The following is a 13660-nucleotide window of genomic DNA, read 5'->3' on the forward strand; positions in this document are numbered from 1 at the left end:
CCCTTCAGGAGATGTTCCCTCATGGCCAAGGACAGCCAATTTGCCGACGTGCGCGCAGAGCAATCCAGCGCAACGTCTCTCTCTCAAAAACTCTATTTCGCCGCCTGGCGCTGGCACTTCTATGCCGCGCTTTACGTGGTGCCTTTTATGATCATGCTTGCCGTGACCGGCATGATGATGATGTTCATCACCCAGTTTGACGGCCGCGACGGCGAAAAGATCGCGGTCGCCCCCCAAGGCACCGCGTTGGCCGTCTCCGACCAAGCCGCCGCCGCCACATCCGCGGTGCCCGGCACAGTGGTCGAATACATCGGCCCGAAATCCGATGCGCTTGCCACTGTGTTTCGCATCAACACCGGCGACACCCACCAGATGGTCGCCGTTGATCCTTACACCGGCGCTGTGCTGGGCAACTGGGACCGTCGTGCGGGGTGGTATGATCTCGCTGACAACATCCACGGCTCCCTGTTGCTTGGCGACACCGGCGATCGGCTGATTGAGATCGCCGCGGGCCTTGGCCTCGTGCTGGTTCTGACCGGCCTCTACCTCTGGTGGCCACGTGGTGGCGACACATCGGTGCTCATTCCAAACCTGAAAGCGCGCGGTCGCGCCTTGTGGAAAAGCCTGCACGCGGTCACCGGTTTCTGGATTTCCGCCCTGTTGGTGGTCTTCCTGATCTCCGGCCTTGCTTGGGCTGGCATCTGGGGTGGCAAATATGTGCAGGCCTGGTCCACCTTCCCTGCAGAAAAGTGGAGCGACGTCCCACTGTCAGACAGCACCCACGCCAGCATGAACCACGGCAACCAAAACGATGTGCCCTGGGCGTTGGAGCAAACCCCGATGCCCGCCTCTGGCTCTGATGTCGGCGTTACCGGCACAGCCGAAGGCGCGCCTGTGGACATCAACAGCCTTGTGGCGTTGGGCCGCGACTTGGGCCTTGAGGGGCGCTTTCGCGTGGCCTACCCGCGCGACGAAACCGGCGTCTGGACCATCAACCAAGACAGCATGAGCGGTGACAGCACCACACCTACCGTAGACGCCACCATTCACGTGGACCAATACACCGGCAAAATCCTCGCCGAGGCGCGCTATGCCGACTACTCGGTTGCGGGCAAATCCATGGCGGTGGGCATCCCCTTGCACATGGGCCTAATGGGATTGTGGAACCTGCTCCTGAACACCATGTTCTGCCTGATGGTCATCTTTGTCTGTGTCTCCGGTGTGGTCATGTGGCTCAAGCGCCGCCCGTCCAAGGCCTTGCGCCTGGCTGCGCCGCCTGCACCAAAAGAAATGCCGCTTTTCAAAGGCGTTTTGCTGATCGCGGCGCTGGTCTCTTTGGCGTTCCCTTTGGTTGGTGTGACCCTGCTGGCCGTGCTGGCCTTTGACGTGCTAGTCGTGAGCAACATTCCCGCGCTGAAACGCGCCTTGTCATAACCTATCCGCCCCGCCCGCAGCGGTGGGCGGGGCATTTTGAGGACCAAGCATGCAGCTCACAGGAATAGGCATCGCAGGATGTGGCCGCATGGGAGGCCCAATGCTGGCCGCACTGCGCGCAGCGGGCTTTGACGCCTTTGGATTTGATGTCCGGCCCGCATCCGACTTCGGCGCCCTCGCTCCGGCCCTGCGCTCCCTCGAAGACTTCCGAAAAGACCTGCACATCCTAGTCACTGTGGTGCGCGACATAGACCAAACCGATGACGTGCTGTTTGGCGCGCAAAACCTGATAGAGACTGCGCCGAACCTGCAAACGGTGATTGTCTCCTCCACCCTGTCGCCCAAATACGTCCGCGCCCTGCGCGAGCGTGTGCCAAGCCACATCACCCTGATCGACGCCCCGATGTCCGGCGCTGCGATTGCGGCTGAAGAAGCGCGGCTGTCCTTCATGCTGGGCGGCGACACTGAGGCTTTGCACCAACATCAGCCCCTGTTTGACGCCATGGGCGCGCATTTTCATCACATGGGCGACTATGGCGCAGGCATGCAGGCCAAGGTGCTCAACAACCTGCTCGCCGCCTCCAACACAGCCATGACGCGCCTTGTGCTCGATTGGGCCGACCAAGCGGGCATAGACGAAGACGCGCTCTTGAACCTGATCCACACATCTTCAGGCCAGAACTGGCTCGCCTCAGGTTTCAACACCATCGAATTTGCTCGTGATGGCTGGGAAGAGGACAACACCATTGGCATACTGACCAAAGACGTAGGCTCGGCACTCGACGCCGCGCCAGACGGGGCCGACACCATCCTGCCGGAAACCGTGCGCCAAGCGATCTTTGCGCTCAAAGCCCGCGGTTAACCATCCGAGACGCCAGGCCGCACAGCCGTTGCACTCTGCACGCAATTCCGGCAAGACACCTCTATGAGTATTCGCGCCCTTGCCCTCGCCGTCCACCTGTTCACCGCCACTGGTGCGGTCTTTGCCATGTTGGCCATGCTGGCCGCCGTGGATGGCAAATGGAGCCTGATGTTCCTTTGGTTGGTGGTGGCCTTCATTGTCGACGGCATCGACGGCCCGCTGGCGCGTCACTACCATGTGAAGAAAAACGCGCCAGAGTTTGACGGTGTCTTGCTCGACCTGATCATCGACTACCTGACCTATGTCTTCATCCCGGCCTATGCACTCTTTAAATCCGGGTTGATGGATGGCTGGACCGGCTGGTTTGCAATCATCATCATCACCTTTGCCTCCGCGCTCTATTTTGCGGATACGCGCATGAAAACCAGGGATAATTCCTTCTCCGGCTTTCCCGGATGCTGGAATATGGTGGTGATTGTGATCTTTGCGGTGGAGCCAAACTTCTGGGTCAGCCTCGCGTTGGTCTCCGTGCTGGCCGTGGCCATGTTCCTGCCGATCAAATTTGTGCATCCCACCCGCACAGAGCGCTGGCGCTGGCTCACCTTCCCGATGGCGCTGGCCTGGACCTTCTTTGCCGGCTGGGCTGCCTGGGTCGATTTCCACCCGGAAAGCTGGGCGCATTGGGGGCTGGTGGCCACATCCGTTTACCTCACCGTCGCCGGTGCCGCGCAACAGCTGCTGTACCGCGAAACGCTCTGATCAGATCAACAAACCACCGGCCCGCTCATGTTTGAGCAGCCAGACCTTCGTCTCCACGCCACCTAGACCGGAAAACCCGCCCAACCCGTTTGCGCCGAGCACACGGTGGCAGGGAATAATCACCGGGATTGGATTGCCGCCACAGCCCTGCCCGATGGCCTGTGCAGGCACGCCGAGGTCTTTGGACAGATCGCCATAGGTGCGGGTCTCCCCAAGCGGAATCGCCAACATAGCCTCACACACCCGCTGCTGAAACTCTGACGCCTCCACCTTCAACGGCAGATCAAACCCCTGTGCTGGATCGTCAAAATAGGCCACCAATTGCGCGGCAGCTTTGCGCAACAACGGCGTGTCATCCGCCCCGCCACTCTCCCATTCAGCCCGCACAATGGCGCCGTCCTTTTCGGTGAGCGTCATGGGGCCGGTTGGGGTGTCTACGGTCAATCTCAACATGACGCCACACTGCCCAAGCAAAAGGCGCCCCGCAAGCGGGACGCCTCAGAATGCGCATCATTTGGAGCGCAAATTAGCTCAGTGGGTAGCCCATCTCTTCCAGAGCATCGCTACAGCGTTTGCAAACGCCCGGATACTTGTGCTGACCCACATCTGGCAGGATCTTCCAGCTGCGCTGACATTTCTGCCCCTGCGCTTTCTCAAAGACCACGCCCACACCTTCGACTTCCGGCATGCGGAAGGCTTCGGCTGGCATTGGATCGTTGGTCACCGAGATGTCGGACGTGATGCAGACATCGGCAAACTCAACGGTTTTGAGCGCTTCAACCACATCCGTTTCGCGCACGTGCACAACCGGTGCGGCCTCAAGCGACGCCCCAATCACCTTGTTGGTCCGCTGGATTTCCAGCGCAGCAGTTACCACGCGGCGCACTTCGCGCACCTTGGCCCATTTCGCGGCCAGTGGCTCGTCAATCCAATCCGCCGGCGTATCCGGGAAGTCCACGAGATGTACGGAACTGTCGTCCCCTGGGAACCGCTCGAGCCAGACCTCTTCCATGGTGAACACCAGCACCGGCGACAGCCAGGTGGTCAGGCGATGGAACAGAATGTCCAGCACCGTGCGCGCAGAGCGACGGCGCAGCGTGTTGCCGTCACAATAGAGCGCATCCTTGCGGATATCGAAATAGAAGGATGACAGCTCCACAGTGGCAAAGTTGAACACCGCAGAGACAACGCCCTGGAAGTTGAACTCCGCATAGCCCTTGCGCACCTGATGATCCAGCTCCGCCAGACGGTGCAACACCCAACGCTCCAGTTCCGGCATATCCGCCGGATCCACGCGATCCGCCTCAGTGAAGTCGCTGAGCGAGCCCATCATGAAGCGCATGGTGTTGCGCAGACGGCGATAGCTGTCCGCCACGCCTTTCAGGATTTCCGGACCAATCCGCTGATCGGCAGTGTAATCAGTCTGAGCCACCCACAAACGCAGGATATCTGCGCCGTACTGCTGCACAACTTTCTCGGGCACAATGGTGTTGCCGAGCGATTTGGACATCTTGTTGCCCTTCTCGTCCAGCGTGAACCCGTGTGTCACCACATTGCGGTAAGGCGCGCGGCCCTTGGTGCCACAGGCCTGCAGAAGCGAGCTGTGGAACCAGCCACGGTGCTGGTCGGTGCCTTCCATGTAGACATCCGCAATGCCGTCGGCCACGCCGTCTTCACGGTCGCGCAGCACAAAGGCGTGGGTCGAACCGGAGTCAAACCACACGTCGAGCACGTCAAACACCTGCTCCCACTCATCCGCGTTGTACTTGTCACCCAGGAAGCGCTCTTTGGCGCCGTCCAGGTACCAGCAATCCGCACCTTCTTCCTCAAAGGCCGCCTTCACGCGCGCGTTCACCTCGGGATCGCGCAGCAGGAAGCCTTCGTCGGTTGGCAGAGCGCCCTTTTTGACAAAGCAGGTCAGCGGCACACCCCAGGCGCGCTGACGGGACAGCACCCAATCCGGGCGGTCTTCGATCATCGAGAACAGGCGGTTGCGACCCTTTTGCGGGGTCCATTTCACCAGCTCATCGATGGAGCGCAGCGCGCGTTCGCGGATGCTGTCGCCCATCTCGCCCATGCCGTCATCCAGCTTACGATCCACAGAGGCAAACCACTGCGGCGTGTTGCGATAGATGATCGGGGCTTTGGAGCGCCAAGAATGCGGATAGCTGTGCTTGATCTTGCCCCGCGCCAGCAGACCGCCCACTTCGACCAGCTTGTCGATGATCTTCTTGTTGGCGTCGCCTTCCTTGCCTTTGCGGTTCAGGATGTAGGTGCTGCCAAAGAACGGCAGGTCGGCGCGGAAGCCGCCGTCGTCCATGACGTTATAGGTGATCATCTGCTCCAGCATGCCGAGGTCACGGTAGAGTTCAAATTCCTCCATACCGTGGGACGGCGCACAGTGCACAAAGCCGGTGCCTTCGGTGTCGGTCACAAACGGTGCCGCGCGGAAATCACGCAGATCGTCCCATTCGCCTTCGCCACACTCGGCGCCATTCAGCGGGTGCGCCAAGCCAACACCTTCAAGATCGCTCACCGGCACGTCACCGACGCGTTTCCACATGCTCTCGTCCAGACGCGCGCGCTGCATCACATCGCCCGCAAGATTGTCCGCCAGCACAAAGCGGTCACCAACATTGGCCCAGCTTTCCTCAGGCGTGCCGGTCACTTCATAGAGGCCATAGGCAATGTCCTGACCAAACACGACCGCTTTGTTGGACGGGATCGTCCAAGGCGTTGTGGTCCAGATCACCACATAAGCACCGGCCAGCTTGTGATCGGCAGGCTCCGCCACTTTGAACTTCACCCAGATCGTGAAGCTCTCTTTGTCGTGGTATTCCACCTCGGCCTCGGCCAGCGCGGTTTTCTCCACCGGCGACCACATCACAGGTTTGGAGCCTTGATAGAGCGTGCCGTTCATCAAGAACTTCATGAACTCATCGGCGATCACAGCCTCAGCGTGATAGTCCATGGTGATGTAAGGATCAGGCCAGTTGCCGGTGATGCCCAGACGTTTGAACTCCTCACGCTGGATGTCGATCCAGCCCTCGGCAAACTTGCGGCATTCCTGACGGAACTCCACCACATCCACGGCGTCTTTGTCTTTGCCCTTCTTGCGGTACTGCTCCTCGATCTTCCACTCGATCGGCAGGCCGTGACAGTCCCAACCCGGCACATACCGCGCGTCTTTGCCCATCATCTGATGGGAGCGCACGATCATGTCTTTAATGGTTTTGTTCAGCGCGTGGCCGATGTGCAGGTGACCGTTGGCATAGGGCGGGCCGTCATGCAGGATAAACGGCTCCCGGCCTTCTTTCTCGCGCAGACGGTCATAAACGCCGATCTTCTCCCAACGTTCCAGCCACGCAGGCTCACGCTTGGGCAGGCCAGCGCGCATCGGGAAGTCGGTTTTGGGGAGGTTCAGCGTATCTTTGTAGTCAGGTGTTTCGGCACACATGTGTCCGGTCCTTTTCAGGCGTCGTATCTGGAATGGTCTAGGGTCGGCGCGGTCTTCCATACGCCTTGTCCCGGCGGCTCGAACAGTTAGAGCGCCGGGCTGATAATTCGAATAATAATTGCGAATATCTGCGTCATAGCCGCCTTATAGGCCGCAGCACGCGCAGGGTAAAGCCATAGTCGCCTCAGCCCGCAACGCAAAAGAGGGCACGCAACGCGCACCCTCTTTCGTCTTCACAGATTGGCTGGCTGGACCTTGCGACGTGGCTGGCATTGGGCTGGCTGCGTGGCTGGATCTGGCTTGCTGATCTGATGTCTTAAGCGGCTTGGCCTTCGAAGCTGCCACACCAGTCGTTGTTCTTTACAACCGGCCAATGTGCGTCACCGTGCATCTCCTCTTCAGTGAGGAAGGTCGGCGCATTGAAGCGGCACAGACCACCGGTTTCTTTTGCAGAAGTCTGCTTCACAGCTTCGTTGTCAAAAAACGCGCATACGTTGCAAGCTTTGTCAGTCATGGCTCTCTCCATTTTGGCGTGCCGATCTGGCTGCGTGGCTGGCGTTTGGCTGGCTGCGTCGCTGATCTGGCGGCTTTGGGGAAGCAAGGTATCCCCGTGTCTCTTTGATGACTTAGATATAGGACCACTCAAATCATCCTGCAAGTATTTTATTGTTTATTTTCAATTACTTGAGTGATTTACTCAACAACCAATCCTGACTTTTTTGCTTATAAGAAACCCGACAAAATCTCTCAAATTGCTGCAGTTGCGAGCGCCTTGCAGTTGCAACTTCTCCCATTGAAAATTACCTAAGAAAAAAAGGAGTTTGGCGCATGGCCACCTTGCCCCCGAAATTTGATGTGACCCGTGACGACATCGCTCGCGTTGTAGGTGCATTTTATGAGCTCATCCGGCAGCACCCCGGATTGGGGCCAGTTTTTGCCGTGCACGTCGATGACTGGCCCAAGCATGAAGCCAAGATTGTCGATTTCTGGGCCAATGCGATTCTGCATGAACGCTCTTACAGCGCGAATCCTCTGAAAGTGCACCGCGACGCCGGCAATGTGCGCCCCGGCATGTTTGAGACGTGGCTTGCGTTGTTTGATCTGACCCTGCGCGAGGAGCTGCGCGAGGATCAGGCCGTGGCCTGGTCGGCGCTGGCCCATCGCATTGGCCGCAGCCTGCGCGCCGGTGTGGTCGAAAAGATGAAAGGCCCCGGCGGCGTGCCGATTTTACGGTGACCAAGGGTCACGTGCTGCAAGCACGGGACGCGCCCGACCCTTCCAGCGAGAGGGCGCCTGCGGTCCCCACCCAGGGTCATGCGCGCTCTCAGCACTGTCACCCCACGTTAAACAAGCTGCCCACGCCGTAAGCAATCGCCGCTGCCACGCCGCCAATCGCCAAGGTCTCCAATCCAGACCGCCACCAGGGATCGAGTGACCACTTGGCCTTCATCGCACCGATGCCAAAGAAGGTGGCACAGGTCAGCACGGCAGACACCCGAAACGCCTCCGGCACGCCAAACAGAAATGGCAGCAGAGGGATCAGCCCGGCCACCAAGAAGGCCAGAAACGTCGCAATCGCCGCGCGGTGCGGATGCGGGTCAACGCCTGCTAGGCCGTACTCCCCTTCCAACATCAGCTGAACAGCGGCCTCCTCATTGGCCACAATCGCATCCGTTGCCGCCTCCAGAACCTCTCCGTCCAGCCCTTTCAGACGCAAAATCTCCCGGATCTCCCGCCGCTCCCCGCGCGGATGCTCCGTCAGATGCCGCTTCTCCACAGCCCGCAAACGCTTAGCGTCATCCAGCTCTGCTTTGGTGCCCAGAAAGTTGCCCGCTGCCATGGAAAACCCATCTGCGAGCACATTGGCAATGCCCAGCGCGACAATCACAAAGGGGGACAGACCTGCCCCAGCCACCCCCGCCACAATGGCAAAGGTTGTGACCGACCCATCAATCCCACCATAGACCACATCCCGCAAAAGCCCCCGCCCTGGCGGGTTGGCAATCCGGTCTTCAATCTCTTGTTGGCTATGCCCGTGGGTTTGGCTCATGCCAGAAGGCTAACACGCCCATAGGCTGCCGTCTTTACCCCGATCAAATGACCGGGGCGTCACACTGCGCCGTTACTCTTTGTGAAAAGCCCGGTCAGCGCGCGTTTCACCAAGCCCGCGACAGAAGGCCGACGTCCCTCTCCAAACGGCAAAGGGCGACACACTTCCATGGCGGCCACGCCCACACGGGCCGTCAAAGCCCCGTTCACGATGCCCTCACCAAAACGCCGGCTCAGCTTTGCCAAGGCGCCGCCACCGGCAATGGTCCCGATCAGATCATCACCCGCCGCCACCGCGCCGGTGGCCACCAAATGGGTCATCACAGCCCGGAACAGCCGCCAACTGCCCAACGTGCCTGAGCGCCCGCCATAAATCTCCGCAATCCGCCGGATCATGCGGACGTTGGAGGTCAACGCCGCCACCACATCCGCCAGGGCCAACGGCACCAAAGCGGTCACCGCCGCAACTTGGCGTGCGGCTGCCTCCACTTCCAACTGCGCCGCCTTGTCCAGCGGCAGCATCAATTCGCGCTCTGCCAAGTCCATCAAAGCATCTGCGTCCAGCACTTCATTGCGCTGTTTCGTCAGGCTGTCACGCCCCCAGGCCAAATCCTCGCGCCCGCGATAAAACCGCAGCAACGCGTCCACTATGTCGCGTGCCTGCCCCATCTCGTGGCTCTGCGTCGCCGCATCTGCGCGGGCCTTCAGGCCATCCACGCGCTTAAGCCGCGCCAGACCGGCCAGCTCTTTCAGGATGATCAACACCGCCAGCAAAAGCGCCGCCCCACCGATCACCATAATCGCCCAACCGAGGTACGTGTTGCGCGCCACCAGCCCCGTGGCAAAGTCCCAAGCAGCCATAGACACAGCCGCGCTCAAGAACATCCCCACCAGCGCCCAGAACCACCGCGTCAACCGGCTGGGCTTGCGCGCCGCCAATTGCGCCGCCACCTGCATCGCCTGCCCGCTGGGCGCTGGCGCATGCACCTCTGGCACCGGCGCGGCATCGGCCACCTCTGGTGCTGCTTGGTCCTCAAGCTCGATCAAAACCGGCCCGTTGGTCATTGGCTGATCTCCTGCCCACTGCGCCACACATATCGGACGTTCGGCAATTTCTCATCATTACCCGCGCCATCCGTGAACTCTTCCGCCACAAAACCGTGACGCTCATAAAACCGACGCGCGCCCGCGTTGCTCTGAAAACACCATAGCTGGAGTGCATCGCGCCCCGCCTTGGCCTGCGCCAACAACGTCGCCCCGATCCCACGCCCCCGCGCGTCTGGTGCCAAATACAATGCCGTGACCCAATCCTTGCCCCGCGCCACAAACCCCAACACTTGCTCGGCATCCACAGCCACCCAACAATCCGTTGCCTTGGTTAAATGCCCGCAAAACGCTTCCGTGTCGGCCAAGGTATGCAACACCGGCATCCAAGGCGTGTCTACCAGCCAGCCTTGCAGAACTACCGCCATAGCTGCGGCATCCCCCGGCTCTGCTTTACGCATCACACCACTCACAACACATCCCCAATCAAAAACTGCGCCGCGCGATCCATGCGGATATGCGGCGGGCCGTCACCGGGACGCAACGTGTTGGCAGCAGGCGCAAATTTCATCACCTGATAGTCTTGTTCCAACCAACGCTCCGCCCCCGCCTTGGCCGGGGTGAGCAAGGCGCTGGCGTCCTGCGGCAAGGCGCCAGGATAAAACGCTGCCTGCCGCCCATCTTCCAACAGGCGCCCGCGCACACAATCCAATTTGCGCCCCTCGTGCGTCACCGTTTCCTCCACCGTAGCCCGCAACGACGCCAAAGACAGCGCTTCTGTCTTGGCCCCTGCAAACTGTGCTCGGTCCGCCGCCTCGCGGGTCAATGCCTGCATGATATTGGTCAGCTGCGGGTGCTGGCTGTGATGCAAATGGTCCGCCTTGGTCGCCGCAAACAGGATTTTCTCCACCCGTTTACCCATCAGCAGCCGTGTCAGAAACGCATTTCTTCCAGGCCGAAACGCCGCCAGCGTGTCTGCCAACCCTCCCCGCATATCTTCGACTGCACGCGGCCCGGCGTGGATCGCGCCCAGCACGTCGACCAGTACAACCTGCCGGTCAATGCGCGCGAAATGATCGCGAAAGAACGGCTTCACCACCTGCGCCTTATAGGCCTCAAACCGCTTCTCAAACGTGCGCCACATCGAGCGCCGCCCCGGTTTCTCTGCCGCCGCCATCGGCGCAAAGGTCAACACAGGTGATCCGGCCAAATCTCCGGGCAGCAAGAACCGCCCCGGTGTACAATCCGAATAGCCAGCACCGCGCGCCGCGTGCAGATACTCCGTGAAGGCCGCCGCCAAAGCCTGCGCCTTCGGCTCATCCAAATCAGCGCCGCCATCCATTGCCGACACCAGCCCGAGATATTCCGCCGCTTCATTACGCCCTTGGAGACGCTCCAAAACCTCCGCACTCCACTGCGCAAAGCTCTTGTCCATCAGGCCAAGGTCCAGCAGCCACTCCCCCGGATAATCGACAATATCCAGATGCACCGTCCGCGCGCCTTGAAAGCCGGACAACAGCCCATTGGGTCGCACCCGCAACGAAACTCGCAACTCGCTGATCGCCCTCGTGCTCTCCGGCCACTGGGGTGTTTGCCCTGTCATCGCCGCCAGATGGGTTTCAAAATCAAATCTCGGCACCAAATCATCTGGCTGTGGCTGCAAAAATGCGGCTTCAATGCGCCCTTCGGCATTGGCCACCAGCTGCGGCATACGTCCGCGATCGAGCAAATTCGCCACCAGCGAGGTGATAAACACCGTCTTGCCAGAGCGCGCCAATCCAGTCACACCCAGCCGCACCACCGGCTCAAACACGCCTGTGACAGCATCTGAAGCCGCTTCAATCTGACGGGCCACCCCGTCCGCAAGTGTGGAAATGACCAAGCTTTTGGCCCCTTTACATGGTTCGCCCCCAACCTAAGCGTGCCCCAAGGCCATTTCCAGTGGGCAGAAAGGCTTCAATTTCCCCGCCCAATCGGCTATCGCACGCGCCATGCCCAGATACGCCTTGCAAGTTGAATACCACGGAACCCCTTTTGCCGGCTGGCAAAGGCAGGCGGACCAGCCTTCTGTGCAAGGCGCTATTGAAGATGCTTTGGCGAAACTTGAACCGCGCGAGCACACCATCGCCGCCGCTGGCCGCACCGATTCGGGCGTGCATGGGCTGGCACAAGTGGCCCATTGCGACATGGAAAAAGACTGGGACCCGTTCCGCCTCTCGGAAGCACTGAACTTCCAACTCAAACCGGCCCCGGTGGCGATCACCAACTGCGCCAAAGTGTCAGATGATTGGCACGCCCGCTTTTCCGCCACAGAACGGCGTTATCTCTTCCGTATCCTGATGCGCCGGGCCCCGGCCACCCATCAGGCCGGGCTGGTCTGGCAGGTCAAACATGATCTGGCCGCTGAGGCCATGCAGGCCGGGGCAGATCGTCTGATCGGCAACCACGACTTCACCACCTTCCGCAGCTCGATCTGTCAGGCTGCCAGCCCGCAGAAAACCCTGGATGAACTCCGCATCGAGCATGTCGACACCATCGGCGGCCCGGAAATCCATTTCCACGTCCGCGCCCGCTCTTTCCTGCACAATCAGGTGCGCAGCTTTGTCGGCACACTCGAGCGCGTGGGCGCGGGGGCCTGGACGCCAGACGACGTGACCGCCGCGCTCACCGCCCGCGACCGCGCCGCCTGCGGCCCGGTCTGCCCGCCCCAAGGCCTGTATCTGGCGGGCGTCACCTATCCTGACGCGCCGTTCTAAACGGTTGTCGGTTGGATTTCCCGTAGTCGAAGCCCCATCAAAAGCGCAGCACCAAACACCACGTCGATCCCGGCAAACACCAACAACAGCGGCTGCCCCACCTGCGCAAACGCCCACAAAAGCGTTGCCGTCACCCACAGGCGCAAGCCGCCTTCAAACACCCCAATCTCACGTGAGACATTGCGCCAGCGCCACACCGTCCATCCGGTGCCTATCACGCCGAGCAGCTGCACCATCATCAACTGGATCGGATCAAACACCGGCCAGACATCCCCGCCGAGCAGCCCGTTGACCTGCCCCATGGTTGCCAAATGCTGCACATTCACAAACGGCAGCGCAAACGGCAACAGCGCCAAAACATCGTAGATACATACGCCCTTCTGCAAGGTCACATAACGCTCGGGTGTCATCGCTTTTTCTCCTGTATTGTTCCCGTCGCGGCCCCACATTCCGGTGGCGTGCACGCGCAGGCTTCTGTATCGAGCTCACACCCGCCACTAGCCCGTTGTTTTCTCTCAAAGAACGACACGCCACGCACAAGCTGACCGTTTTCCAACACCAAGAGCCAACCGTGTCCGAAAAATCGCCAGATCGCCGTATTGCCCGCACTCAAAACGCCCTGTGGACCGCGCTGCAAGGCCTGTTGCAGAGCCACAGCTGGGACGACATCACCATCAAGATGATCTGCGCGCGCGGCGACGTGGCACGCTCATCGCTTTATGCGCATTTTGACACCAAGCTCGACCTGCTCGACTTTGGCTTCTCCACGGTTCTGGGCGACCTGCGGCCATTGGCAGAAACCAACACCACCGCGTCCGGCACTTTTGTCACCACAGATTGGATGGTGGACCACATCCTGGGAAACCCCGGCTTCTTCATGCGTGTGTCGCGCAGCCAGTCTGACCTCGTGCTGTTTTCCCGCTTCACCAAAGCCCTCGAAGGTTTGCTGGCTCACGAACTCACCGCGAAGGGCATTACCGCAACGGCCACAACCGTGACCTTCTGCATCGGCGGCGCTTTTGCGATTGTGCGCGACCACATCGAAACCCGCGCAGCCACGGCTCCCACCACCCTCAAAGCCCGTCTCGCTGATCAGATCCGCAAGGCGTTGCCTTAACCCCGCCTTCTCCTTCCCCAAATATCCCGGGGGAGCGCTTGCCACCGCAAGCGCGGGGGCTGGCCCCCTCTTCCTTCCGCCAATCAGCAAAACAAGGCCGATGCCCAACCTGCCCCAGGGGAAACTCTTGACCTTTTGGTGCAAATAACGCCTAGCTGCGCCCCACCAGAACTTAGTGAGGC

14 protein-coding genes are annotated in these 13660 nt (G+C 60.4%); 6 read left to right on the forward strand and 8 right to left on the reverse strand.

Translation table 11 applies throughout. The annotated features are described in order from the left end of the window. Positions 1 to 21 precede the first annotated feature (21 nt). The 3 genes from SIB38_RS20820 (at position 22) to SIB38_RS20830 (ending at position 3055) form a co-directional block, all read left to right on the forward strand. Entirely contained in the window at positions 22 to 1434 is a 1413-nt protein-coding gene (locus SIB38_RS20820; RefSeq protein ID WP_412550968.1) for a PepSY-associated TM helix domain-containing protein, read from the forward strand. Positions 1435 to 1483: 49 nt separating this feature from the next. Then, positions 1484 to 2296, forward strand: a complete 813-nt coding sequence (locus SIB38_RS20825; protein WP_412550969.1) for an NAD(P)-dependent oxidoreductase — start codon at positions 1484 to 1486, stop codon at positions 2294 to 2296. A 63-nt stretch (positions 2297 to 2359) separates the two neighbouring features. After that, positions 2360 to 3055, forward strand: coding sequence for a CDP-alcohol phosphatidyltransferase family protein (locus tag SIB38_RS20830; RefSeq protein WP_294113092.1), 696 nt, complete (start codon positions 2360 to 2362; stop codon positions 3053 to 3055). Here the strand turns inward: SIB38_RS20830 and SIB38_RS20835 are convergent, their stop codons facing one another. From SIB38_RS20835 to SIB38_RS20845, 3 genes are all read right to left on the reverse strand, one after another. Then, entirely contained in the window at positions 3056 to 3508 is a 453-nt protein-coding gene (locus tag SIB38_RS20835; protein WP_294113090.1) for a methylated-DNA--[protein]-cysteine S-methyltransferase, read from the reverse strand. Positions 3509 to 3581: 73 nt separating this feature from the next. Beyond that, positions 3582 to 6512, reverse strand: coding sequence for an isoleucine--tRNA ligase (gene ileS, locus SIB38_RS20840; protein WP_412550970.1), 2931 nt, complete (start codon positions 6510 to 6512; stop codon positions 3582 to 3584). 316 nt (positions 6513 to 6828) lie between these two features. Continuing rightward, positions 6829 to 7026 carry a hypothetical protein gene (locus SIB38_RS20845; protein ID WP_294113086.1) on the reverse strand — a complete coding sequence of 66 codons (198 nt, stop codon included), beginning with the start codon at positions 7024 to 7026 and terminating at the stop codon, positions 6829 to 6831. Between the two features lie 314 nt (positions 7027 to 7340). On the opposite strand from SIB38_RS20845, the gene SIB38_RS20850 reads away from it, so the two are divergent. After that, on the forward strand, positions 7341 to 7748 hold the full coding sequence (locus SIB38_RS20850) for a group III truncated hemoglobin (RefSeq protein WP_294113085.1): 408 nt from the start codon (positions 7341 to 7343) through the stop codon (positions 7746 to 7748). Positions 7749 to 7845: 97 nt separating this feature from the next. On the opposite strand, the gene SIB38_RS20855 is transcribed toward SIB38_RS20850, so the two are convergent. The 4 genes from SIB38_RS20855 to SIB38_RS20870 are packed head-to-tail and all read right to left on the reverse strand — an operon-like array spanning position 7846 to position 11487. Further along, a complete protein-coding gene (locus tag SIB38_RS20855) occupies positions 7846 to 8562 on the reverse strand; it encodes a VIT1/CCC1 transporter family protein (protein WP_412550971.1) in 717 nt (238 codons plus the stop codon). 59 nt (positions 8563 to 8621) lie between these two features. Next, positions 8622 to 9626 (reverse strand): YcjF family protein, encoded by a 1005-nt coding sequence (locus SIB38_RS20860; protein ID WP_294113082.1) that lies wholly within the window; start codon positions 9624 to 9626, stop codon positions 8622 to 8624. After that, complete coding sequence (locus SIB38_RS20865; protein ID WP_412550972.1) at positions 9623 to 10066, reverse strand: N-acetyltransferase family protein; 444 nt, start codon at positions 10064 to 10066, stop codon at positions 9623 to 9625. The genes SIB38_RS20860 and SIB38_RS20865 overlap by 4 nt, the downstream gene beginning before the upstream one ends. Before the next feature lie 8 nt (positions 10067 to 10074). Next, the gene (locus SIB38_RS20870) at positions 10075 to 11487 is read right to left on the reverse strand and encodes a YcjX family protein (RefSeq protein WP_294113078.1); all 1413 of its coding nucleotides are present in this window, start codon (positions 11485 to 11487) and stop codon (positions 10075 to 10077) included. Positions 11488 to 11596: 109 nt separating this feature from the next. Here SIB38_RS20870 and truA point away from each other — a divergent pair, with 109 nt between their 5' ends. Then, positions 11597 to 12361, forward strand: coding sequence for a tRNA pseudouridine(38-40) synthase TruA (truA, locus tag SIB38_RS20875; protein WP_412550973.1), 765 nt, complete (start codon positions 11597 to 11599; stop codon positions 12359 to 12361). Here the strand turns inward: truA and SIB38_RS20880 are convergent. Then, entirely contained in the window at positions 12358 to 12771 is a 414-nt protein-coding gene (locus tag SIB38_RS20880) for a hypothetical protein (protein WP_294113074.1), read from the reverse strand. The two genes, truA and SIB38_RS20880, sit on opposite strands and share 4 nt — an antisense overlap. A 161-nt stretch (positions 12772 to 12932) precedes the next feature. On the opposite strand from SIB38_RS20880, the gene SIB38_RS20885 reads away from it, so the two are divergent. Continuing rightward, positions 12933 to 13478 (forward strand): TetR/AcrR family transcriptional regulator, encoded by a 546-nt coding sequence (locus SIB38_RS20885; RefSeq protein WP_412550974.1) that lies wholly within the window; start codon positions 12933 to 12935, stop codon positions 13476 to 13478. Positions 13479 to 13660 lie beyond the last annotated feature (182 nt).

The sequence above is a fragment of the Shimia sp. MIT910701 genome, assembly GCF_047126315.1.
Classification (GTDB): Bacteria; Pseudomonadota; Alphaproteobacteria; order Rhodobacterales; family Rhodobacteraceae; genus Shimia.